Raw genomic sequence first — 20457 nt, 5'->3', positions numbered from 1 at the left:
GGCGTTGACGTCGAAGAGACGCATAGTGTCACACGTACATTCCGGGTCAATGGCAGGAAGTTGATCTGTTGCCAGCCGCAAAAGCTACACGGAACAAGTGACCGTGCTTTCCGAACATTTCTACCGTGCGGTTGACGGCTTTCGGAGGTACACCAGCCGGCCAACGTCGCCTTTTTCTGGTCCCATGAAGGACTGCATGTGGCCGATACTACTCGTTCGCAGCTTGAAGGGGAATGGCCACTCCCGCTGCACTGCCGCCGTTGAGCCTACTGGTTGTCAACAAACAGACTGCTTGTGGAAATTCATTTCCGCAAGTTTTTTTAGACCCTGCCTCGCAACAGCGCCCCTGCCTTTCTCCGTGCCTTCAGTGCTGCGCAAATCTGGCCATAGGACTCGCACTTATGAAGTAATTTACTGCCAGTCGGACCAGGCGAGCCATGCCCCCACCACCAGCACGACCACCATAAAACCCAGCCACAATCCCGCGTAGCCAACGCAAGATATAGGGGTTGTGCCGGGGCGATCGCGGGTGCGAGTGATTCAAATTGCGCCCCCTGGTTAGTTGTTGTTGGTACTACCTTTATCAAACATCTCGCCGGCCGCCGTCAGAGTGAGTGGGCCGGTATGGGATTCTCCAGCAGATATAAAATGCGACTAGCGCCATCCTGGCGAACTTCCACCCCTCCGGGCGCAGCGCCTTGATGGTCTGCTCCACCGGTACTGGCACTGCGGGGAATTCAGGGTAGATCCGAGCGGTAATACCTACGCCGTGCTGGGCAAGAATCGGCTCTATGGAAATGTTCTTCCTTGAAGACCGACAGGTCAGGGGTTGGCGCAGGCGGGACCACCTGAATGGCAGAGTCTGAGCAAGTGCCGCCCCCCTCAGAACCGCACTCGCGGAAGCCGCCAGCGTGGTTGACAGATGGTTTCCGCCTTGGTGATGAAGGGAATATCGTCGTCAAATTCCTCCATCGGTGCAGCCCCCATGTCCCCGCCACCCCCACCACCATGCTGTGGTGCGGGACTGCCACTCTCTGGCGTATCGCGGCGCCCACCAATCAACTGGAGCTGGTCGCCCACGATCTCCGTGGAATACCGCTCCTGACCGTCCTTATCGGTCCATTTTCTGGTGCGGATACGTCCCTCGATATACGCCTGGCTTCCCTTCCGAAGATATTCTCCAGCGACTTCTGCCGTCCTCGCGAAGAGTGCAACGCGGTGCCACTCGGTACGCTCCTGGCGGTTGCCGTCCCGATCCTTGTAGGACTCCGACGTGGCGATGGTCATATTGGCGACCGCCGTCCCGTCTGGCATGTACCGCATCTCCGGGTCTCGCCCCAGATGGCCCAACAAGATCACTTTATTCACTCCTGCCATGACTTTCTCCTTGAGAGATGACGAACCGTTCTTTTTTCGGTTCGGTATAGATCAGGAGTGCGTCACACTGCATACAGATCCAACAGGGAGCACTGGCGCGGAGCATGCCGCTCATACCACTGCGTAAGGCGCGGATTCATCCAGATCCTTTCTGTCCGATCTCGATCAATATCTTCTCCAGCTTGCCCTGACCGGTTCGCGTGACAAGAGTGGGCAAAATCCACATAGGACCATCCTTGCCCGGACTCCAAATGATCCGAATATAAATCACTGGGATAGCCGGAAATCGCGACATAGGCGTCACAGGCACAGAGCACCCGAAGCAGGCTCTCATGGTCCTGGTCAGTCATCTCATCGGCATACTGCCCGTCTCTACGGGTAGCCTGGAGATAAGGCGGATCACAGTAGATGACGGCGGATGGGCTGTCGAATCTCCGGACCACCGCAATGGCATCATCATTCTCAATCAGCGCGTACCGCAGTCGATCACGAACCAGTTGCAATTCCGAATCAATAACCGTCGCCATGGACCGAGCCTTATTGTCAAAAACCTTGGCAAAGGCCCACGCCGGGTTTTTGCGGGTGGACTCGGCGGCGAACGCGGATCTGGCGATATAGAAAAACCGGGCGGCGCGTTCGAGGTCTGGCAGGCTTGCCGGGTCCGGAATGGCCCGCCACTCGTAAAACAGTTGGCGCGAATAGGGGGTGTTCTGCAAATACCGGATCAGTTCGTCCGTGCGGTCACGGAGCACACGGAAGAAGGTCACGATCTCGCCATTGGCGTCATTGATCACCTCGATGCCCGAGGGACGACGGGCAAAGAATACCGCTCCGCCGCCAAAGAACGGTTCCACATAGGTCAGCTCTCGCGACGGCCCGGGAAGCCGGGCAAGAATCTGGTCAGCCAGTTTCCCCTTGCCGCCCAGCCAGGGGAATGGCGGATGTACGCTCATATGGAAGCGACCTGCAGTGCAGCCAACACCTCACGTTCACCATTCTCTCCACGAAGGTATGCCTTGCACGACTCGAAAAGGGAGACCACTTCACGGCTGTCGGCCCGGCCAATGCGCAGGACCTTCTTTCGAATATCGGCCAGGTTTTGATGGCCCAGCAGTTCACGCAGCGAACCTGCTTCAAGGCCGATTTCATCGGTGTTCTTCAGCACCTGAAGAAGACCGAGAATGGCACGGTATTCCCTGGCCTCGGCCAGGTAAGGGATGAGCTGCCTTGCAGCGATTTGCTGCTTGCCCACCTGAATCAGAAGGTCCAGAAACTCCCGCTGGTCGGCGGGCATCTCATAACTGTCATCTTCCTCTTCCAGGTCGATACCCCCAACTGCGATGGACACCTGGTCCTCCAGCGAAAGTCGCTCGCTACTGCCTCGTGCCTCATGGTCTCCCCTTTCTTCCAGCGCATATTCCAGGCGAACCTCTGTTCTCGCTCCATGAAGCGTGGCTTCCATTCTTTCCAACTCCCGCATCTTCTTCTGCCGTTTTTCTCCGGAGAGATGCTTGAGTTCCGACCGCCTCTGCCGGATGACTCTTTCCAGCGATGCTTTCGAGAACGTCGGCTCGTGGGGCAACACGGATTCCGCATCGAGCCGTTTTCGATACATGAAATCTTCCATGGCATCACGGGAAGCAAACCGGGTATGCACATCAACGAATGTCGCAATATTGGGGTGCGGCACCGTCGCCAGGTCGTGTTTCTCCGTAAAGTGTTGCAATGCCTTGGTGGCCGCCGTGACGGCAAGATCGTGATGATCGTCGCGATGATCTGGTATAGACCATTCAGCCGTCCTGATTTTGGATTCGATGATCGCGGCTCCGCGCCGAATGGCCTCAGAGATGATCTCGTTCATCACGTGATTTTGGCGGGGGGTCAACTGGATGCTTTGCGACCAGCGCATGAGGCGGATGGCCACCTGTGCGCTGCAGTCGTATCCCTTCGGCGCAAAGTCACTCGCGCGCAGGCCCTCCAGGAACTGCTTTGGCTCTGAAAAGAATGGGCCGAGGTCGATCAGGTAGGATGCCATGTTCCTGGTCGCGCTTCGGGCGCAAGCGGAGCGGACAGGATGCGTGTTCAGCATCGGGTGGCCTTCTGAGAGGGGCTCTATCAGCAGTTGCTGCTCATGATTTCTGTTCATGATTCACCCCGCAGACAGAGAGCCGTGTCGGATGTGCACCCCCTCCCCCGGCGATGGCTCTGCCAGTCAAAGAGTAGCAGGCCGCCATTTTGGCACAGCCGGTCGAAGGCGGCCGGACCCAGGTATTTCTCCACGCCCTCCATATTCTCGTTGGACAGGATGAGGGTCGGTTTCAGGTCGCGGTACCGGTGATCGATCACCTCGAAGAGATGCACCCGCTCTCCATCGCTGCCGAAGGTTTTCCCGACCTCGTCGATGATGAGCAGGCCCACTTCCGCAAACCCGCGGATGACCTCCAGCTCCGTGCTGTTGCCGATTCCCCGCTGCCAGGTCTGGCGGATCCGGGCAATGATGTCGTAGGCCGTGACCTGGAGCACGCTGTGCCCTTTGGCCAGCACCACGTGGGCGATGGCAGACGCCAGGTGGTTCTTGCCCGTGCCGGGATTCCCGCAGAGGATGAGGCAGGATCCCTTTTGGGCGCGCTCTTCGAAATGATCTGCGTAGTCCCGGCAGACGTCGAGGGCCGTCTGCTGACCCGGGACCTCGACCACATAGTTGTGGAAGCCGCAGTCGATGTAGCGACTGGGGATGGCCGCGCTCTCCATGAGCCGACGGGAGGCATGCTCCGCCGCGCACACCGGACAAACAGGGGACAGGTAGCGGATGACGTCCCGCTCATCCACCATGGAGATCGGATAGCGGCCGTGGCGCGCGCACTCGCGGTACTGGGGATGACGGTCGGGCAGGATCGCCTCATTGGCAGGGTCGAATCCCCATTTGGCAAGGAGATCCCTGGCAGCATCGCCCGCATGGACGGATGGCTGATGGTGGATATCGGACTTCTTCGGTATTGCCATGGCAGCTCTCCTACAGGGCAATGAAATGAGATTCGGCAACGGCGACGGGCGGCAGGAGAGAGCGGTTGGGCGGCCCCGCTGCCGGCTGGTTCTTTCCTCCTTTCCCTGAAGATTTCTCCGCGTCTTTCAGCATCGCGGCGATGTAGCCGACGTGGATGCCGCTGCCTTTTTTCTCCAGGGCGATCTCCGCCGCCGCCAGGATGTGCTCATCGGAATGACGGGCGCACATCTCCTGCACAACGACCATGTGAGGGGCCGCACGGACGCCAAGCCCCCGTAGTTTCTTGCACAACGTGCCTTCGCGGGTTGCAGTCGGCAGTGGAGAGGGCTCTGTGAGCGGCGTTTCCTGAAACGTTTCACCCGCCGTTTCGGAAACGTTATCCACGTTTCTTCTCTCTCTCTTTTCTCCCTCTTCTTCTTTTCTATGAAACGTTTCAGCCGTTTCAGGAAACGTTTCAGTGAAACGGCCTTGAAACGTTTCAATCGTTTCATCGGCTTGGGTAGAGTGCGCTTCCTCTGTTCTGTTAGACTGAGCGTTTTCCTGCCTGGCCCTTTGTGCCGCCCGCCAGCGACGAAGGCGCTCGCGATCCTTGGCGCGCGGGTCCGAGGGGCTTGATGTCGGCTGTTGGGTCTTGTTGCCCCAGGCATCCAGTACCATTTCCGAAAGCACGGGATGGTACAGGCGGCCATCGGAGCAAAGGGAGAAGCCATGCAGTGCAATAGTCTTGACTTTCATCCACCGTCGGGGAGAACCTCGATACCCAGCGAGGCACGCCAGGATCTTGTCATCGTTGGGAAGACTGCCAGCAGGCACCTGCCGCATGGATTCGGTCCATAGCTTTACCGCTGCACCGAACTCCTCATTGCTGGCCAGGTGGATGAAGTCGCTGGAATGGAGTCGGCTCAGGTCCAGCTTCATCCAGCAATAGGAACGCAGATCAATGTCTGCCGGTACAGGTGGGGACGAAAGTGCTGAACAATCCAGTTCTTGTGCGTCAATTGGCATGGTCTCTTCCAGCCTTCTCAGCCCTGCGAATGGGCGCCAGGAATGATCGCGCGGCTGAAAACGCAATCCGGGTGCCCCCGTTTCCTGGCATAGAAGTCGTAGTAGTCGAATGGTGTCTCATGTGGCTCCCCGGTCTCTGATCTCATCCAAGGGGCCGAAGATGTCGGGCCGGAGTTCGGCACGGGTGACGGCGCCATTAGTGGAGAGCTCGATTTGGGCGGCTCGTTCAGCCGTAATAACAGTTCGACCTGTTATCCATTGAGAAACAAGCCCCGGCGTCACCCCTAGCTTTCTCGCAAGGAGGGTTTGTGAATGAGTCTGGCAGTAAGAACTGATATCCATGGGAATAAGAATAGCGCCGCTATTTATAATAGGCAAGCGCCGCTAGTCGAACGTTGCCCCGTCATCACCGATACTCAGGTCATGGAAAAACCGAAGCGGCGACGCGGGAAAGATGAAAGAACGCCTGACGAGCTAGCGGATGCTGCACGCCTAAAAGCTCTATGGGGGAGAAGACCAAAAGGGCTCACCCAGGAGGCGGTGGCGAACAAAATGGGGGTCACGAAAGCCGTTGTATCGCAGCACCTGTCTGGAGTAACGGCGCTAACCTGGAAAGCTGTTCTGGTCTATTCCGACGTGCTTGGCGTTTCCACTAGTGAGATTAGCCCTCGCCTGACAAGGAAAAACCTTCCGTCTGCCCGGATGGACCAGGACCACTCAGAGGAGCAGCCAGGCAGCACTGGGGAAGGTTCCTTCCGGGCTCCTCCGGGCCTAGAAAATATCTGGGTTCAGTCTCCCCCCGCTGCAAGAGCGCTGGTCGAGATCATCCTACAGAGATCTTCTGAGAAATCCCTGACCGACGAAGATATCCAGTTTCTTCTGGGAGCGGTAAGCAGGATCAGTAAGGACCTGAAATGAATCAGATAGGCATATTCCCAATCAAAATTGTAAGGGAGCAGAGATTTTCCGGTACGGCCACTCTTAGGCTGACCGGATTCGCATTGAACGGAGAACAATACGCGATCAAAACCATTGATGATGGCGCACTTCTCCCAATCACCGAATGGTTTTGCTACCATTTGTGCTCCACCGTCCGGATCCCGACCCCCGGCTGGGATGTGATAGAGCGTCCCAATGGGACACTAGCCTTCGGTTCCCGGATCGATCAAGACACCAACCTTCTTGGGTACCTCAGTCCCAACCCGGTATTTATTTATAGCATACTCAGAAGCCTCGCTTCGCCCCTCTCCCGAATGCTCTCTCTGGACTATTTCCTCCCCAACATTGATCGTCATATCAACAATATCCTTGTCCGTCAGCTTCCGAGCAATCATATGGTTGCATTGGCATTTGACTGGTCCCATGCATGCGACCCTGCCACGTTTGCGGGCTGGCCGTGGCAAACCCCGAACAACAGTCTTTCAACGATAAATGCGCTCAAGCAACGCGGCGATTGGGATTCGAACTCCGCGCTCCAGACAAACTTGGACATCGCCGCTATTCCGGGAGCGACTGTGAGAATATGGTTAGACGCCGCTCCGATAGAATGGATACCCAACCAGGATCCCGCTTGGATCAATCAAGTGATACAATCGTGGGACCAAGCCAGAGCGGCTCGCATCCATCAGGTGCCTTAACATGGGACAGCTAGCTTACTACTCCGTTCTATATTACGTGCCGTACCCTTTCCGGAACGAACAAGTGAATGTGGGCATCGTATCCTTTCTGCCATCAGGAGATGTGCGCGTCCATATTGCGGACAATCTCCGGAAGGTATTGGCTGTACATCCTGCAGCAAACATCAATGAAATCAAGGACCTTTCCGTTACTATCCCGGCATTTTTGAAGCAGGTGGGATGCACGGGAGAAGACATATTTAATGTGCTCTCCAAGTTTGGGGCGGTCAAATGCTTTCCGGACCCATGCATGTTTTCTTATGTAGGGGAAGAAGGATATGAGAGCATGGTCGAAAATATTCTTTTATCTCTGGTGAACCCGGAAAGAAAGAAATCCAAAAGAAATGTCACTGATCGACTATTTTCTGACATTAAAGAAACATTTAAAGCGTATAGATGGCTAGGGTATGACGATAAAGATATTAATAACCACATGATTGTTACACGTTTTCCGGTAGCTGAAGACTTCGGCATAAAAGCTGAATTTGCTCTTAAGAACGGGAAGCTTCACCTGATCGAATCGGTTGATCTCAGACTTGGAACCTTTTCTCAAAAGCGGCAAGAGGCAATGAGCAAAATGCTGATTTTTGACGTAGCTGCGCGTGAAAGGAATGAAACGGTTAATAGCTATGTAGTTATATCAGGAGAAGAGATTAAAAACATGAAGCCAATTGTATCGTTATTAGACCGGTATGCAGAAAACGTCGTCCGATGGGATGTTCCGGAGGATGTAGAGAACTTTCTCACATCTATGGAAGGAGCTACAGGTAAAATCCGGACACCGTTGTTTCATTCCCCGGATGGTGAAGGGAATTAGCCGCCATCCACGCAGTCGGTAGTATCTATCCGACCAGCAGGCGCACGGCGAAATAGAGCTGCAGCTGCCCCCCCCCGCCAATGGGGTTTGGGGGTCCTGTGCAGCTCCTACTGACACTTGCAGAGATCCACTTAACCAGCCACCTTGCGTTGCGGCTCCGGCGCATCTTCGGCAGCCAGCGCCTTCTGCTTTTCGGCCAACATCTCGTTCAATATAATCTTCTGCTCGCTCTCGATAAAGCGAGCCAAAACGGTTTTGATGAGGGTCTGATACCGCAGGCCACCATTCCGTTCACCGATCAGTTTTAGCCAATCAATCATCTCTTTGGACATACGAATAGAGATCAACTTGGTCCCGCACGCTTCGTCCAGGGCGGTTTCTACGCTTTCATCCGCCACGGTAACGAACTGCTCATCGGCACCAAGCTCTCGATTCTCCCAAGCTTCTGTGTTGTCCACACTGCTGCTCATTGCTACTCTCCATATTTTCTGTATATACGAAATTCTTCCTCGTTCGGCTCAAATGCGCTCTTGATATGGGGATCTCCATCCACAAACATCAAGACGACCTTCAGCCACCTCGCCTTTTTTGTTTGGGCGATGAACCAGTAAGTTTCCGGCACCGTGCAGTGTTGCTGGCGCGTATCTTTCAGCAGCTTACCTTCTCTGTTGTTCAAGCACTCCGAAACTTCGTGCGACTCAACATGATGCCTTTCTTTTAGTTTCCTCAAAACATCATCAGAAATGAACATACACCCTCCTTCGGTTGGTAGTGTATATACAATCCAGAGGCGACTGCAATAGCCACGCTAGCTGGGAGTTTTGATATAAGACCGACCGATGACTGTCATAGAAACATTTTGTTCTAAAAATTAGCGGCGCTATTTACTTTATAATTTAGCGCCGCTATAGTTTACTCATCGAAGCCGCCCACCCGCGCGGCATCATGGAGGTCAACAGCCATGCAAAGAGCAATGCTCAATGATGAATTAACCAAGCAGGGGGTCCGCCCCAATGCGGACGGAGTTGTCCCGCAGCAGCTAATCCCTCTCAGATCCTCTCAGAATCACGCAACGGTTTCCGTCAACTACCGCGACGGCGTCGTGCTGACCTTCCTCTTCGATCGCTCCACACCCATCGTGGACCTCATGGCCATGGTCTCCCGCGCGGGCACGGTGCGGAAGGTAGTGCTGTGATAGAGCGCACCCTCCTGTTCATAACCACAGGGAAGGACGCGGAGCAACGGAGCCGTTCTGAGTTGCTGCTTTGCCGGATACTCCCGTGCGCGCCCAGAGAATCCTTTCTGTTCCAGAGGCCTGGTCGCATCGGGATAGCTGCGCGTGGTGATACCCCCTCTTGGCGGCGCTCTGTTCAACTCTGGGATGAGGTTCCGTCATGATCGCGGCAGCAAAGAAGGATGCCTCGCGCCTTAGCACACTCATCCGGCTTAATGGCACCAGGCTGCCCATAACCGGGCTTCAGCCCAATGGGGAAACGTCCGTAAGGAGCGTTTACGTGGATCTCGAGACGACCATCGGTGCCACCATCGCCTACGGGTACTCCCTGGAAGATGCTATACCAGCGCTGATCGACGCATGGGATAACGCTACGGCATGGACTAGACGGTGGATGATCAATGCACCTAACTAGACAGCAGCTTTGCGCCAAACTACAGACTAGTGAGTCCACGATTCGCCGGATGGAGCATGACGGAATGCCATTTATCCCGGTAGGCAAGCGTGGTAAAAGGTACAATTTGGCAGAAGTGCTTGAGTGGTCAAAAAGGAATAGGCAGTGTCCATCTGGATCGACAACAAAGATCGTCGAAATGTCCAAGTTCAAGTTGACGGCAGACGCCTACATCGCATCCTGCCAGCCGGGTCGTCTGCGCGTGACGCCAAGCAAGTCGAAGCCAGACTTCGAGCCGAACTGACATCGGCAAGACCCCTGCCGGAGCGTGCCGGCGATCCACCGCTTGCCGCTGTCATGCCCTTGTACCTCAAGCATCTGGAGCACCTGCGTAGCCCGGAGACCGCCCGATTCCATGCTGCCCGCATCACCCCCTGGCTCGCCCAATACACCGCCTCAGAGGCCCCAAAATGCGCCGCGATGATTATCCGCGACATGACCGGAGCCTATGCGCCCGCGACGATCAACCGCAGTCTGGGCGCGCTCAAGAAGGCCCTCACGCTGGCCTGGGAACAGGAACTGACCCCAGAGAACTACGGTGCCAGGATCAAGCGCCTGCCGGAGCACAACGAGCGGCATATCTACCTAACGCTGGAGCAGGTCAACGAACTCGCCAGCCACGCATCCGATCCGGTCGCTGCCGCGATTTGGATTGCTCTATTTACCGGCTGCCGTCGCGGCGAAATCACGAAGCTCAAAGCCGAGGACGTAGGGGAAACGACGATCACCATCCGCGCTGGGAACACTAAAACGCTTAAAACGCGTACCGTACCCATCATCGGACCGATGCGCCTCTGGCTACCATTCATCCCTCTCCCCATCAACGCCGAAGGGCTTAAGTCTGGATTTCGTCGCGCCCGCGAGAAGGCCGGATTGCCGCACTTGCACTTTCACGATCTACGGCACTCTTGCGCATCAATCCTGCTAGCATCAGGAGCAGACCTGTACACCATCAGCCGTATCCTAGGTCACTCATCCACTAAGATGACAGAGCGTTACGCGCACCTGCAAACCGACGCGCAATCCATCGCCTTGGAGCGTGCTTTTTCGGAAAATGCACTCAACAATGCACTCAACAAAAAACCGGCCTTGGGTAGGTGATATAACTACTTGATTTATTTGGTGGGCGGTGCAGGGTTTGAACCTGCGACCCCTGCCGTGTGAAGGCAGTGCTCTACCGCTGAGCTAACCGCCCAAGGTGAGCAGGCTCACCTGGAGAGGGAACAAAATACCAATCAACGGCATCAGGGTCAACCATTTTCCCACCTTCTCACATGGTTTGTTTCCCGTTAAACTGCCAGCTCTCGCAACTTCATACCAGCAGACGCCCAAGCGCAGACGGTCACCTCCATCCATGATGTTTCTGAAATACTTGCCGACGGTACAGGAACCCCGGCTGTACATGGCCTTGGAACGAACCTACCTGGGTTATTTCAAGCTCCTCTTCCTGTCGATAGGCACCGGCCTGCTTTCCGCACGCCTGGCCATTCTCTTCAAGGCACTCCACTACGCTACCCTGGGCCACTTTTTTACCGAGCTTTTCTACTGGCTGAGCTGGCCCGCCATCGCCCTGGTTTTTGTGGTAGGATTTCGTTTTATGTCGGACCTGGAATATATCGAAAAAGGATCTCCCGTGGCTGCGAAAGAAATCATTGATCCGCGCATTTACATGGCCGCCGAGCGTACCTTCCTCGCCTGGGTACGCACCGGCATCGGCCTGATTGCCTTCGGTTTCGTGATCGAAAAATTCGATTTTTTCCTGGAGCAACTCTCCATCATGCTCCATACCAAACTCGTGATGGGCGCGGGCTTTTCCGGGATGGGCATCGTTTTCATTCTTCTCGGGGTCACCAATCTGGTCATCGGTGGCATCAACTTCATTCGTACGGTCAAAAAAGTGGACGAGGGCACTTATCATGTCCACAAATTTCTCTACGGCCTCTATGGAGTCATTCTGCTGAGTATCACCATCGTGCTGGCTGCCATGATCATCCATGTGTCGCCCTGAACATGCCATTGCTAAAGCATCTGTACGGGCGTCAGGTGATCATCACAAGCCCAATGGCAGGCAATGAAACGGATAGTTAACTGATCCCTTCCTGCCATTTCTCCAGCGCCTGGCTAGAACATCATTTCAGAGTCCATATTGGGGAGATTTTCATGCTGAACCAAGCGCTGCGATGGCAGTTGGATCGTGTCACCACCCCGTTGGGTGTCATGCTGCTGGTCAGCGACGCGCAAAATACCTTGCGTGCACTGGACTGGGCGGACAGCGAGGCCCGCATGCTGGATCGACTCCGCCTGCTCTACGGCTCCGATGGGGTAACGTTGACATCTGGAACAGCTCCGCAGCCGGTTCGCAACGGTCTGGAAGCCTACTGGGCGGGTGATCTCAACGCCGTCTCCGCCATTCCCGTAGAAACCGCAGGCACCGCGTTTCAGCAGGCGGCCTGGGCCTGGTTGCGCAGCATTCCCCCCGGAGAAACCCGCAGCTACCAAGAACAGGCGAGGGGCATGGAGCGGGCATCGGCGGTGCGCGCCGTGGGGCGTGCCAACGGAGCGAATCCCATTGGTATTGTCATTCCCTGCCATCGCGTCATCGGCGCCAACGGCACCCTGACCGGGTACGCGGGCGGAATAGAGCGTAAACGCTGGCTGTTGCGGCATGAGGGTGGTGATTTTTAGGGTTGCGCCCGCAGTGCAAACCAAATCCACATCATCAGGGAATGAACGCCTGACGGGTGGTCCGCGCTTGTCACGGCGAACACTAACCGAGAAGGACGGTAACCGGGTGCCCGCCGGACATCGCAGCCTTCGCGCGGTTGCACCTCATGACTCCCCCAGCGGCACCGCATGGGCCAGAGGCCGCCATTGCAAGTGCTGAAACATCTGCAAATAACGACGGGCGGCGTGACGATCGGCCTTGAGCATGAAGCGCCAGAAGCCGAAAATCCGCGCCAGAGTCATCATCTGCGCGGCGTAATTGCCCCAGGTATAGTGCGCGCCGACCCGCGCCAGTGCGCCATCGGAAATGGTCTCCCAGACACGGATATCGGCGGCCGCAGCTTCCAGGAAGTCCGCCAGCTTTTCTGCCGTCTCCTGCTGGTTATTGGGGTCGATATGAAAGCCGGAAATACCGTCTTCGATGATTTCCAGCGGTCCGCCGAAGCGAGTGGCAAAAACCGGCAGACCCGAGCTCATGGCTTCAATCACCGTCAATCCGAAGGCTTCAAAGAGTGCGGGCTGGACGAAGCATCCACGGGAATCACCAATAACCCGGTAGAGTTCCCCCGCCACATTCTTCTCGAGTAAAGTGCCTATCCAGCGCATCTGACCATCGAGTTGATGCGCATCCATAATATCGTGCATCCGCTGGATCTGCGCCCCCTCCTCCTCGTCCTGAGAATTCTGCAGATCGACATGGCCACCGATGATCACCAGGTTGGCCAGTTTGCGCAGACGTTCCGAGGCACCAAAAATCTCAGCCAGCCCGCTGAGATTTTTGATGTGGTCCATGCGCGCCATACTGAATATGATGGGTTTATCCCGTTCCTTGAGTACGCCGCGCCGATCCGCGGCGGGCTCCTCGCCAAAGAGCAACGCATCAATATCGTCGTGCAGATAACGCAGACGTGCTTCGCTGGCGGAATAGGGAAAATAATAGTGGGCGTCGGCCCCCGGAGAAACGATATTGAATTTGGTATCGAAGACGTCAATCCCGTTTTCCACCCGATACAGTCCGGGGAGGCTGTAATTCTGATATCCTTCGTACTGGCCCACCTCGCGGTCGTTCCCGGCGATTTCCTGATAGGTGCTGGTAACGATAATGTCGGAAGAATTCATGGCGATGAGGTCCGCGGTGAACTGGCAAGCAAAATGATGGCTGGCATCGTGATCGCGCCAGTAGAGGTCACTATAGAGGTATTTGCTCTTCTCCAACGCGTGGGCGATGTTGCATTGGGTGACATTCAGCCGCGCACTGAGGATGGTGGCCACCAGATTACCATCGGAGTAATTGCCGATAATCAGGTCAGGACGACGACCAAATTCCGCCAGGGTTTCCCGTTCGAGGTCATCGGCGTAGCGTTCCAGCCAGGGCCAGACATTGAAGCGGGAGATCCACTGCGGCAATATTTCGCCATTGGCATAGCGAAAGGGTACACGGAGAATCTGTACATTATCGGCGCCATGGACGGGTTCCAGGCGCTGGTCGCAAGTGGTGCCGTCGGCATTGGGAATCAGGCGGGTGGCGATCAGAATACGGGGTACGATATCCACCCCCTGACGGGCCAGACGCTGGCGCATTTCCTGTTCCAGCGCCCGCGCCTGATCGAGAATGTAAACGACCTGCCCGCCGGTATCCGGACGTCCAAGCACCTTGTCCTGCGCGAACCAGCCATGAATAGACACGATCAGTATTTTGGAGATCATGGGGATACGGTCGATGAATGCTTGCAGACCCTCTGCCGAGGGGGCGTCCAAGAGATCCATCAACAGACGCATGGTCTCGCGCACCCGTCCGGCGGTATCTCCCCAGCCGGGGGCGAAGCCGCGATAGGTCATCTCCGCCGCAAACTCCGTCCACGGTTTGGTCTTGGGGAGCGTCGCCAGATACTGCACGGTCTGGCGTAGTGCTTCAAAATCCGGCGGCTGATCATGCACCATCAGCGATTGCCCGTTGAGCTTGTGCACGGCCAAAAAGTCGAGAATGCTCTGGCGCCCCGTCTTGATGTTCCCGAACAGTCGCCCAGCCAGACGGCGGTTCATATATATGAGTCCTTGTCCGATGGTGTCCTCATCCTGCAGGTGATAGGGGGCAGCGCGGAAATCCTCGAAATCCACGGTGAGTATCGGCTCCTGATCATTTGCGGGGAGCACCTGTCTTTCCTTAAAGGCCAGATAATCACTCGGCGCGAGTGTCTCCAAATGAAGCTGTTCCCAGTGCATGCGCAGATAAGTCCAGCGCCCAGGGCTGGGACGCCAGGCCAGATAAATCCAAGGCTCCGCAAGCACTGCCTCTTGCAGTCTGGAGAAAAACTCCTGCAACACCACGAGGTCTGCATCACTGCCGTAGTCTGCGGCAAAGTCGCCGATGGCCTTTTGCAAGTCGGTATAGAGCAGAAATGGGCGTTGCAGATTGAACAGATATCGCAACAGCCCGGCTACGCAATGGGGATTTTGGCTGATACAGCGACGCAGATTGTCAGGCATGGGCTTGTCCTGGAAAACGGTAGTGCTGGATGCCTTCGAGAATACCCCAGGCGTGGTGAGCACTGGCAAAATAGATGTGATGTTTATCCTTTAGTCCGTGTAGTTCCGGGCTGTGGTTGCCGACAATAACCCCACAAATTTCGCCACCCATCATATCGGCGTCATTGCCAGAGTCTCCCGCAGTCAGCACCGCATGCAAAGGCAATCCCCAGCGAAAGGCCAGGAAACGGATGGCGTGGCCCTTGGACGCCCGAATGGGCAACACATCCAGAAAGCAGTTATGGGAAAGCACCACATGGGCGGCGATCTGCCGCTCACGCAAGCGCTGCTGCAGATCCTTCGCCGTTGGCGGGCGCTTGGGGTCTACATAGTAGCTTACCTTGAACGCACCCTGGGTGAATTTTTCCTGCAGGCGCAGTCCGGGTACCCTGGCCAGTGCTTGCAATACCCCGTCACGCCACCAGCGATAGTGCAGGTGAGCGGCCCAGTCCTGATCCTCGCGCAGTTTGCTGCCATAGATGATACGTGTACCCACGTCGGTGATGCAGATGTCCGGGCGAGGAACTTGGTGTGCCGCCAGTATCTCCATGGTTTGTTTGAGATTCCGTCCTGTGGCCACGCCAAATGCCACCCGGGGATGTTCCCTCAGCCATTCCATCAGCGTGGCGAGCCCCGCCGGATCGCCAATCAAGGTATTGTCGATATCGGATATGAGCAGATGATCCGCCGTCGGTAAGGCACGGCGTACCCCCTGGCGGGCGGCGGACTCACGCCGCAACTGTTTGCGCTGACGCCGGAGAATCCGTTCCACTTCTGCCAGATAACGGCGCGCATGGGCCTCCCAGCTATAGACCCGGCGCACCCCCAGCAAGCCTGCCCGGCTGGCGCGCTGCCAGCGTTGGCGATCAAACAGCATTTGCCTGAGGGCGTCCTGCATCTCTCCGATATTCAGCGGATCCACCAGAATGCCATTGCGGCAGTAGCGGATGATGTCCTGCGGGCCACCGTGCCGGGTCGCGACGACCGGCAAACCTGAGGCCGCGGCTTCCAGCAGGGTCAGGCCAAAGGGTTCGGTGAGCGCCGGATTGACGAAAACACCCTTATAGATGGCCGAATAGCGATAATATTCGGGAATATCTTCCGGTTCGTGGTGCTTGGGGAGGGCGACTCGTCCGTAAAGGTCGTAATCGTCAACGGTATGCAGGATGCTCTGAATCACCCTTTTCGCCCCGTGCGGGAGCTGCCCAAGGCGGTCACGCTGGCCCATGACCAGAACCAGGTTGGCCTGCTCCCGTAGAACAGGGTCCGTGGCATAGGCCTCAATCAGACGCTGAAAATTTTTACGTTCATCGGGGCGGGCAATGGCCAGAATGGGGGGCTTGCGCGGAGCCTCCAAAAAGTGGCGCAAGCCGGGCAGCAGCGGTGAAGAACGCTGCCGCCCTGGTCGGGAAAACCGTCGCAAGTCCACACCGGGCGGCAGGATCTTGAAATGCGCCCGCACGGCATTCTCGTACAGGCCATACTGCTCGTCCACCTCCTGACGGGTGCTGGCCAGGACCACGGACGCTTCACTGAGTACGGACTCTTCGGCGGCAATACGCCGCGGAAAATGAAATTGCCGGTCGATACTTTCCGCCTTACGGCCGGCAGCGATCAGTCTTTCCCGCTTATCCCGCCCCAGGGAATGGCCGGTGTGCATGAGCGGAATACCCAGCAGCCGGGAGAGGCGTACCCCTACGTAACCTGCATCGGCATAGTGGCTGTGGATGACATCGGGAATACAGTCTTCACTGCGGATAAAATGCAGCGCGCCGTCCACAAAGGTATCCAGATAATCCCAAAGTCGCTCTTTTTGCAGATATTTGTGCGCTGGACCGGCAGGCAGACGGATAATCCGCGCGCCGGATTCCAATAGCTCGCGCGGTGCTCCATAAATGGGATTCGTGTCGGAATCATCAAAGCGACGCGTGAGAAGGTCGATCCGAGAAACGCGCGGGTCCCGTGCCAGCGCCTGCATTTCGTCGAGTACATAGCCAACCTGGCCGCCGGTATCTGCATCGATCCCGAGTTCCGGGGTACCGCAAATGCGGCCGTGGATACTCAGCATCAGAATGTAAAGACCTTGGTGGTCAGCCAAATCCGTCCTCCTTGGCCCATCGCGCCATTATGGCCCGGTAAAACTCGGGTTGATCCGGTATGGCGCCGGATATCGCACAAATGGCCGCTGCCAATTCCCCTGCCCTCTGCAATCGCCGCGCAATGGCATCACCGCGAAACAGGCTCCAGAACCAGCCTGCGGCGAAGGCGTCCCCAGCCCCTACGGTGTCCTGGACCACCGTGGGGGGTGCTTCCGCCTCGTAAAAATTGGTCCCGTCCCCATAAGCGGCACCCTCAGCACCGCGGGTCAGCAAGACGGCTTGCACATGAAAATGTCCGGCCACCATCTGCATCGCTTCCCGCAAGGTCGAGGCCGGGGGGAGTTCGTAAGTGCGAATGATCTGCTCCAGTTCCTCCGTATTACATTTTAGTATAGATGAACCCCGTATGATCTCGGCCAGTAATTCCGGATTCCACCAGGGATCGCGCAGATTGATGTCCACAAAGCGCCACTGGGCACGGGCGCGCAACTGGCGCCAGGTCGCCCGCGATGGCCCGTCTTCCCGCAAGGCGAGACTACCGTGATAGAGCCAGGGAATGGGGGCGATCACGCTGGAGGGCATACCAATGGCGTCGTAGGCCTGATGCGGCAGAATCTCGAAGTGGTGCCCCTGTCGGGCGTCCGCCGTCACCCGTACCCGGCCGGTGGGAAGCAACGCGTCCACTGTCACGTCATTCGTGGACATCCCCCAGTCCCGCATGTGCTGCAAAATGTGTTGCCCCGAAGCATCCCGCCCTACCCTGCTGACAAAGACGGATGCCACCCCCAGCGCATGGAGGTGTTGCGCAACATTGAAGGGTGCGCCGCCAAGTCGTTGCGCCTCTCCAAAATCATCGACCAGACATTCGCCGAAAACTACGCCGGGGGGCACGTCAGCATTCATGGTGCGGCCTTCTCATCCGGGCCGGCTTTTTTTTCGACATCGGGCAAGCGACGAATAACGCGCTGGAAAAAGAGATTGTTGGGTATCACCACAATCTGGCCATCGTCCTGGCGCAACTCGGTAAACATGAGGTTTTCTTCGATGACCTCACCGGTCAGGGATTCCGGCAATATCTCGATACGTTGCCCCAACTGCAATGGCTGCCAGAACCAGATAAAAAAGCGTGCCGTAATGTTGCTGACCATGGCCCATACCGCCAGCATACCGACGCCAATCACCGCCAGCAAGCTGACAAAGGTAGTCCAGACGGCTGTGACATCGACACCCCAGACCCGCAGTATGACAACCCAGACAACGAGCCAGAGAAACCAAGTGGTGATTCTCTGGAACATCATGCCATAGCCGCGTGACAAGGCCCGTCGTCGGCCGAGAAAGTCCATGAGACGCACAACTACATTGCCATACCAGCGTAATATCAGATAGCTACCCGCCACGATCAGCAGGGTATACATCGACCGGTGTAACAACCACTCAGGGTCCATCGTCAGCCCATGGAAAATCGTGCCCATACATCACTCCCCTCCGCTGTTGATTTTTACCATAACGTAGCGAACGCAGACGGGCAAATCCGCGCCTTACGGGCGTAAGGCAACCCAATTGTCAGGGAACCAACCGAGAAAAGGCTTATCAGATAATGGTATGCCTCGCACGATACCGTAAAGGGCGGCCCGATGGGCGACACAGGAGAGATCATGGCAGACACCAGGAATCCCGGCACCATCATGGGCGAGAAAGCGATCGCAGCCCGCATTCAACGGGCACGCGAACACCTCGATCGCTTTCGCGCCATCCTGAAAGAACCAGACCGCTGGGTATCCGTCTGGTTTTTGGCCTATGCCCTGCTGGGGGCGGTCTCCTCCGGGCTGCTGCCTATTCTCCTGCCTCTGATGATCGTCGCCCTCACTCATCATCTCAGTTGGGTTGCCTACGTCATGGGCGGATTCAACCTCGGACTGCTGACCTCTCCCTTGTGGGGAAACCTGGCCGACAGCAAACATCTGCATCGCCCCATTTTTTTCTGTGGCTTTCTGGTATTGTTAATGGCGCTGGCCGTCATGCCTTTTTTTCCGGGCATTCTCACCTGGAGCGCGCTCTCGCTGCTCGCCGGCGCGGGAAGCTCCGCCGTGGCGACCATGGCCAGCCTGTTCATCGTCGAGTTCGACCCCCAAAATGAATGGGAACCACGGCTGGGCTGGCTGCAAACTTTTAACGGCGGCGGGCAGGTCGCCGGACTTTTATTGGCCGGCATTTTCGTCAGCAATTTCAAGCTCGGCCTGATCTGCTCAGCCTTGGCACTGATTCCCGCTATCTGGTTGGGTGCCAGAGGCTTGCCTGCCGGCGCCAAAAGTTATGACTGGACGGTGGAGATCGGTAGTCATATGCGGCGCGATCTGGACTGGCGTTTCCTCGCCAACTTCGGGCATCCGGAACTGCTGGGGGGTGGCCTGCTCCGGTTTTCGCATCACCTTTCTCTGCAAGGCCTGCGCCGGTTTGGCGATATGCTACATACGCGTTTTGGCCGCTTTCTATTTTCCTGGTTTGCGGTGGCCTTTGGCGTAGCGGCATTTTTCGCCTATTTCCCGGTAGCGATGCAAAAGGCCTATAATGTGGCCCCGGCACTGACCTCCAGTGTCTACGCCATGACCGCCGCCATAGCGTTGGTGCTGTACTCCGTGGGTGGGCAGCTATCCGGGCGTTTTGGCGCCGGAAGGGTATATCGCTGGTCTTTGATGCTCCGCTTTTTGGGATTTGGCCTGCTACTGCTGGTATTTTTCCTGCCCATACCCCGGGCGCTGATTGCCCTGGCAGGCTTCGTCCTGATTATTATCGCCTGGCCACTGCAGAGCATTTCCGGAACCAGTCTGACAGCGCGGCTCACGCCTTTCAGTCAGGGCGAGGCGATGGGACTTTTTAACGCCAGTGGCGCAGTGGCCACGGTGATGGGTACCTTTCTGGGCGGTCCGCTGGTACAGTTCATCGGCTACCCATCCCTGTCCGCCATAGCTCTGGTCGGCATCCTGTTCGGCTGGCTGACGGGGCATGGATTACAAACCCCCGACGCTGCGCCAGCCATCCACAATGATGTTGCAGCGCAGAAAGCGCAGTCCTAGCGATTCCGCATGAAATCAGCCGTGCGCTGAAAGGCACCCTGCAGATGGCCATAGAGTTCGGGCTCTATCCCTACCTCGTGCATGGCCTGCAGCATACAGGCCATCCACTGATCCCGCGCCTGATCATCCACCGGGACAGAAGCATGCCGTGCGCGTAAGCGGGGATGCCCAAAACGCTGCACATATAGATCAGGCCCTCCCAGCCAGCCGGAAAGAAACAGAAAGAGCTTCTCCCTGGATTCGGAAAGGTCCTTTGCATGAATATCCCGCAACGGAGTTTGCCATTGCGCCTCGCTGTCCATGAGGTCATAAAACCGGTTGACCAGATTGCGAACGGCCTCCTCACCACCAAGACGGACGTAGGGCGTACTTTCGGGTTCAAGCATCAATGGTCTTGCTCCAGATAGGTGTATTAAAGGCCACAATGTTAATGATGCATGCTGCGCGGATATGGCCCTTTTGCGCTT

22 protein-coding genes and 1 tRNA gene are annotated in these 20457 nt (G+C 56.7%); 9 read left to right on the top strand and 14 right to left on the bottom strand.

All coding sequences use genetic code 11. The features are described 5' to 3' along the window. Window positions 1–882 precede the first annotated feature (882 nt). The 6 genes from ssb to AFE_RS17075 form a co-directional block, all read right to left on the bottom strand. Window positions 883–1377 carry a single-stranded DNA-binding protein gene (gene ssb, locus AFE_RS07340; protein WP_012607100.1) on the bottom strand — a complete coding sequence of 165 codons (495 nt, stop codon included), beginning with the start codon at window positions 1375–1377 and terminating at the stop codon, window positions 883–885. A 62-nt stretch (window positions 1378–1439) separates the two neighbouring features. Then, on the bottom strand, window positions 1440–2330 hold the full coding sequence (locus AFE_RS07335) for a DNA adenine methylase (RefSeq protein ID WP_009566937.1): 891 nt from the start codon (window positions 2328–2330) through the stop codon (window positions 1440–1442). Continuing rightward, window positions 2327–3523, bottom strand: coding sequence for a hypothetical protein (locus tag AFE_RS07330; RefSeq protein ID WP_012607099.1), 1197 nt, complete (start codon window positions 3521–3523; stop codon window positions 2327–2329). The genes AFE_RS07335 and AFE_RS07330 overlap by 4 nt, the downstream gene beginning before the upstream one ends. After that, complete coding sequence (locus tag AFE_RS07325; protein ID WP_012607098.1) at window positions 3520–4380, bottom strand: ATP-binding protein; 861 nt, start codon at window positions 4378–4380, stop codon at window positions 3520–3522. The genes AFE_RS07330 and AFE_RS07325 overlap by 4 nt, the downstream gene beginning before the upstream one ends. Window positions 4381–4390: 10 nt before the next feature. Further along, the gene (locus tag AFE_RS07320) at window positions 4391–5386 is read right to left on the bottom strand and encodes a YdaU family protein (RefSeq protein ID WP_235826650.1); all 996 of its coding nucleotides are present in this window, start codon (window positions 5384–5386) and stop codon (window positions 4391–4393) included. 117 nt (window positions 5387–5503) lie between these two features. After that, window positions 5504–5728, bottom strand: a complete 225-nt coding sequence (locus AFE_RS17075) for a transcriptional regulator (protein ID WP_012607096.1) — start codon at window positions 5726–5728, stop codon at window positions 5504–5506. Between AFE_RS17075 and AFE_RS07315 the strand changes: the two genes are divergently transcribed. From AFE_RS07315 to AFE_RS07305, 3 genes are read left to right on the top strand one after another with little or no spacing between them, the layout of a single operon-like run. Beyond that, complete coding sequence (locus AFE_RS07315; protein ID WP_041645813.1) at window positions 5699–6304, top strand: helix-turn-helix domain-containing protein; 606 nt, start codon at window positions 5699–5701, stop codon at window positions 6302–6304. The two genes, AFE_RS17075 and AFE_RS07315, sit on opposite strands and share 30 nt — an antisense overlap. Further along, window positions 6301–7023, top strand: coding sequence for a protein kinase family protein (locus AFE_RS07310; protein WP_012607094.1), 723 nt, complete (start codon window positions 6301–6303; stop codon window positions 7021–7023). Before AFE_RS07315 ends, AFE_RS07310 begins: the two co-directional genes overlap by 4 nt. Window position 7024: 1 nt before the next feature. Then, the gene (locus AFE_RS07305; protein WP_012607093.1) at window positions 7025–7879 is read left to right on the top strand and encodes a DUF3037 domain-containing protein; all 855 of its coding nucleotides are present in this window, start codon (window positions 7025–7027) and stop codon (window positions 7877–7879) included. Window positions 7880–8010: 131 nt separating this feature from the next. On the opposite strand, the gene AFE_RS07300 is transcribed toward AFE_RS07305, so the two are convergent. Beyond that, entirely contained in the window at window positions 8011–8349 is a 339-nt protein-coding gene (locus AFE_RS07300) for a hypothetical protein (RefSeq protein ID WP_009569651.1), read from the bottom strand. Window positions 8350–8351: 2 nt separating this feature from the next. Continuing rightward, window positions 8352–8630 (bottom strand): hypothetical protein, encoded by a 279-nt coding sequence (locus AFE_RS07295; protein ID WP_012607092.1) that lies wholly within the window; start codon window positions 8628–8630, stop codon window positions 8352–8354. A gap of 210 nt (window positions 8631–8840) precedes the next feature. Between AFE_RS07295 and AFE_RS07290 the strand changes: the two genes are divergently transcribed. The 3 genes from AFE_RS07290 (at window position 8841) to AFE_RS07280 (ending at window position 10668) form a co-directional block, all read left to right on the top strand. After that, a complete protein-coding gene (locus AFE_RS07290) occupies window positions 8841–9074 on the top strand; it encodes a hypothetical protein (protein WP_009564935.1) in 234 nt (77 codons plus the stop codon). Window positions 9075–9393: 319 nt separating this feature from the next. Then, on the top strand, window positions 9394–9528 hold the full coding sequence (locus AFE_RS16920; RefSeq protein ID WP_257248164.1) for a hypothetical protein: 135 nt from the start codon (window positions 9394–9396) through the stop codon (window positions 9526–9528). Between the two features lie 144 nt (window positions 9529–9672). Next, entirely contained in the window at window positions 9673–10668 is a 996-nt protein-coding gene (locus tag AFE_RS07280; protein ID WP_012607090.1) for a tyrosine-type recombinase/integrase, read from the top strand. Window positions 10669–10687: 19 nt separating this feature from the next. Here AFE_RS07280 and AFE_RS07275 read toward each other — a convergent pair. Next, window positions 10688–10762: transfer RNA gene (locus tag AFE_RS07275), tRNA-Val, on the bottom strand. A gap of 207 nt (window positions 10763–10969) precedes the next feature. Between AFE_RS07275 and AFE_RS07270 the strand changes: the two genes are divergently transcribed. Continuing rightward, complete coding sequence (locus AFE_RS07270) at window positions 10970–11575, top strand: YidH family protein (protein WP_230456340.1); 606 nt, start codon at window positions 10970–10972, stop codon at window positions 11573–11575. 152 nt (window positions 11576–11727) lie between these two features. After that, complete coding sequence (locus AFE_RS07265) at window positions 11728–12252, top strand: methylated-DNA--[protein]-cysteine S-methyltransferase (RefSeq protein WP_012536601.1); 525 nt, start codon at window positions 11728–11730, stop codon at window positions 12250–12252. Window positions 12253–12396: 144 nt separating this feature from the next. Here AFE_RS07265 and AFE_RS07260 read toward each other — a convergent pair whose 3' ends face one another. Genes AFE_RS07260 through AFE_RS07245 form a run of 4 tightly spaced genes read right to left on the bottom strand, consistent with a single transcriptional unit; the run spans window position 12397 to window position 18388 of the window. After that, window positions 12397–14778: a sucrose synthase gene (locus tag AFE_RS07260; RefSeq protein ID WP_012536600.1), complete on the bottom strand. Its 2382-nt coding sequence runs from the start codon at window positions 14776–14778 to the stop codon at window positions 12397–12399. After that, window positions 14771–16915 carry an HAD-IIB family hydrolase gene (locus AFE_RS07255; RefSeq protein ID WP_012536599.1) on the bottom strand — a complete coding sequence of 715 codons (2145 nt, stop codon included), beginning with the start codon at window positions 16913–16915 and terminating at the stop codon, window positions 14771–14773. The genes AFE_RS07260 and AFE_RS07255 overlap by 8 nt, the downstream gene beginning before the upstream one ends. Beyond that, window positions 16908–17819, bottom strand: a complete 912-nt coding sequence (locus AFE_RS07250; RefSeq protein WP_012536598.1) for a PfkB family carbohydrate kinase — start codon at window positions 17817–17819, stop codon at window positions 16908–16910. Before AFE_RS07250 ends, AFE_RS07255 begins: the two co-directional genes overlap by 8 nt. Continuing rightward, entirely contained in the window at window positions 17816–18388 is a 573-nt protein-coding gene (locus tag AFE_RS07245; RefSeq protein WP_009562641.1) for a mechanosensitive ion channel family protein, read from the bottom strand. The genes AFE_RS07250 and AFE_RS07245 overlap by 4 nt, the downstream gene beginning before the upstream one ends. A 183-nt stretch (window positions 18389–18571) precedes the next feature. Here AFE_RS07245 and AFE_RS07240 point away from each other — a divergent pair, with 183 nt between their 5' ends. Then, window positions 18572–19990 carry an MFS transporter gene (locus tag AFE_RS07240; protein WP_012536597.1) on the top strand — a complete coding sequence of 473 codons (1419 nt, stop codon included), beginning with the start codon at window positions 18572–18574 and terminating at the stop codon, window positions 19988–19990. On the opposite strand, the gene AFE_RS07235 is transcribed toward AFE_RS07240, so the two are convergent. Next, on the bottom strand, window positions 19987–20376 hold the full coding sequence (locus AFE_RS07235) for a group II truncated hemoglobin (RefSeq protein WP_012536596.1): 390 nt from the start codon (window positions 20374–20376) through the stop codon (window positions 19987–19989). The genes AFE_RS07240 and AFE_RS07235 overlap by 4 nt on opposite strands. Between the last annotated feature and the right edge of the window lie 81 nt (window positions 20377–20457).

The sequence above is a fragment of the Acidithiobacillus ferrooxidans ATCC 23270 genome (genome assembly GCF_000021485.1).
GTDB lineage: Bacteria > Pseudomonadota > Gammaproteobacteria > Acidithiobacillales > Acidithiobacillaceae > Acidithiobacillus > Acidithiobacillus ferrooxidans.
Note: the sequence above shows the minus strand (reverse complement) of the source record. Positions and strands in the feature narration are given on the sequence as shown.

Bases quoted from the DNA above. Each gene is read 5' to 3' on its own strand.
- ssb (WP_012607100.1), bottom strand. From the start codon at position 1,377: ATGGCAGGAGTGAATAAAGTGATCTTGTTGGGCCATCTGGGGCGAGAC.
- AFE_RS07335 (WP_009566937.1), bottom strand. From the start codon at position 2,330: ATGAGCGTACATCCGCCATTCCCCTGGCTGGGCGGCAAGGGGAAACTG.
- AFE_RS07330 (WP_012607099.1), bottom strand. From the start codon at position 3,523: ATGAACAGAAATCATGAGCAGCAACTGCTGATAGAGCCCCTCTCAGAA.
- AFE_RS07325 (WP_012607098.1), bottom strand. From the start codon at position 4,380: ATGGCAATACCGAAGAAGTCCGATATCCACCATCAGCCATCCGTCCAT.
- AFE_RS07320 (WP_235826650.1), bottom strand. From the start codon at position 5,386: ATGCCAATTGACGCACAAGAACTGGATTGTTCAGCACTTTCGTCCCCA.
- AFE_RS07315 (WP_041645813.1), top strand. From the start codon at position 5,699: ATGAGTCTGGCAGTAAGAACTGATATCCATGGGAATAAGAATAGCGCC.
- AFE_RS17075 (WP_012607096.1), bottom strand. From the start codon at position 5,728: ATGGATATCAGTTCTTACTGCCAGACTCATTCACAAACCCTCCTTGCG.
- AFE_RS07310 (WP_012607094.1), top strand. From the start codon at position 6,301: ATGAATCAGATAGGCATATTCCCAATCAAAATTGTAAGGGAGCAGAGA.
- AFE_RS07305 (WP_012607093.1), top strand. From the start codon at position 7,025: ATGGGACAGCTAGCTTACTACTCCGTTCTATATTACGTGCCGTACCCT.
- AFE_RS07300 (WP_009569651.1), bottom strand. From the start codon at position 8,349: ATGAGCAGCAGTGTGGACAACACAGAAGCTTGGGAGAATCGAGAGCTT.
- AFE_RS07295 (WP_012607092.1), bottom strand. From the start codon at position 8,630: ATGTTCATTTCTGATGATGTTTTGAGGAAACTAAAAGAAAGGCATCAT.
- AFE_RS07290 (WP_009564935.1), top strand. From the start codon at position 8,841: ATGCAAAGAGCAATGCTCAATGATGAATTAACCAAGCAGGGGGTCCGC.
- AFE_RS07270 (WP_230456340.1), top strand. From the start codon at position 10,970: ATGGCCTTGGAACGAACCTACCTGGGTTATTTCAAGCTCCTCTTCCTG.
- AFE_RS07265 (WP_012536601.1), top strand. From the start codon at position 11,728: ATGCTGAACCAAGCGCTGCGATGGCAGTTGGATCGTGTCACCACCCCG.
- AFE_RS07260 (WP_012536600.1), bottom strand. From the start codon at position 14,778: ATGCCTGACAATCTGCGTCGCTGTATCAGCCAAAATCCCCATTGCGTA.
- AFE_RS07250 (WP_012536598.1), bottom strand. From the start codon at position 17,819: ATGAATGCTGACGTGCCCCCCGGCGTAGTTTTCGGCGAATGTCTGGTC.
- AFE_RS07245 (WP_009562641.1), bottom strand. From the start codon at position 18,388: ATGGGCACGATTTTCCATGGGCTGACGATGGACCCTGAGTGGTTGTTA.
- AFE_RS07240 (WP_012536597.1), top strand. From the start codon at position 18,572: ATGGCAGACACCAGGAATCCCGGCACCATCATGGGCGAGAAAGCGATC.
- AFE_RS07235 (WP_012536596.1), bottom strand. From the start codon at position 20,376: ATGCTTGAACCCGAAAGTACGCCCTACGTCCGTCTTGGTGGTGAGGAG.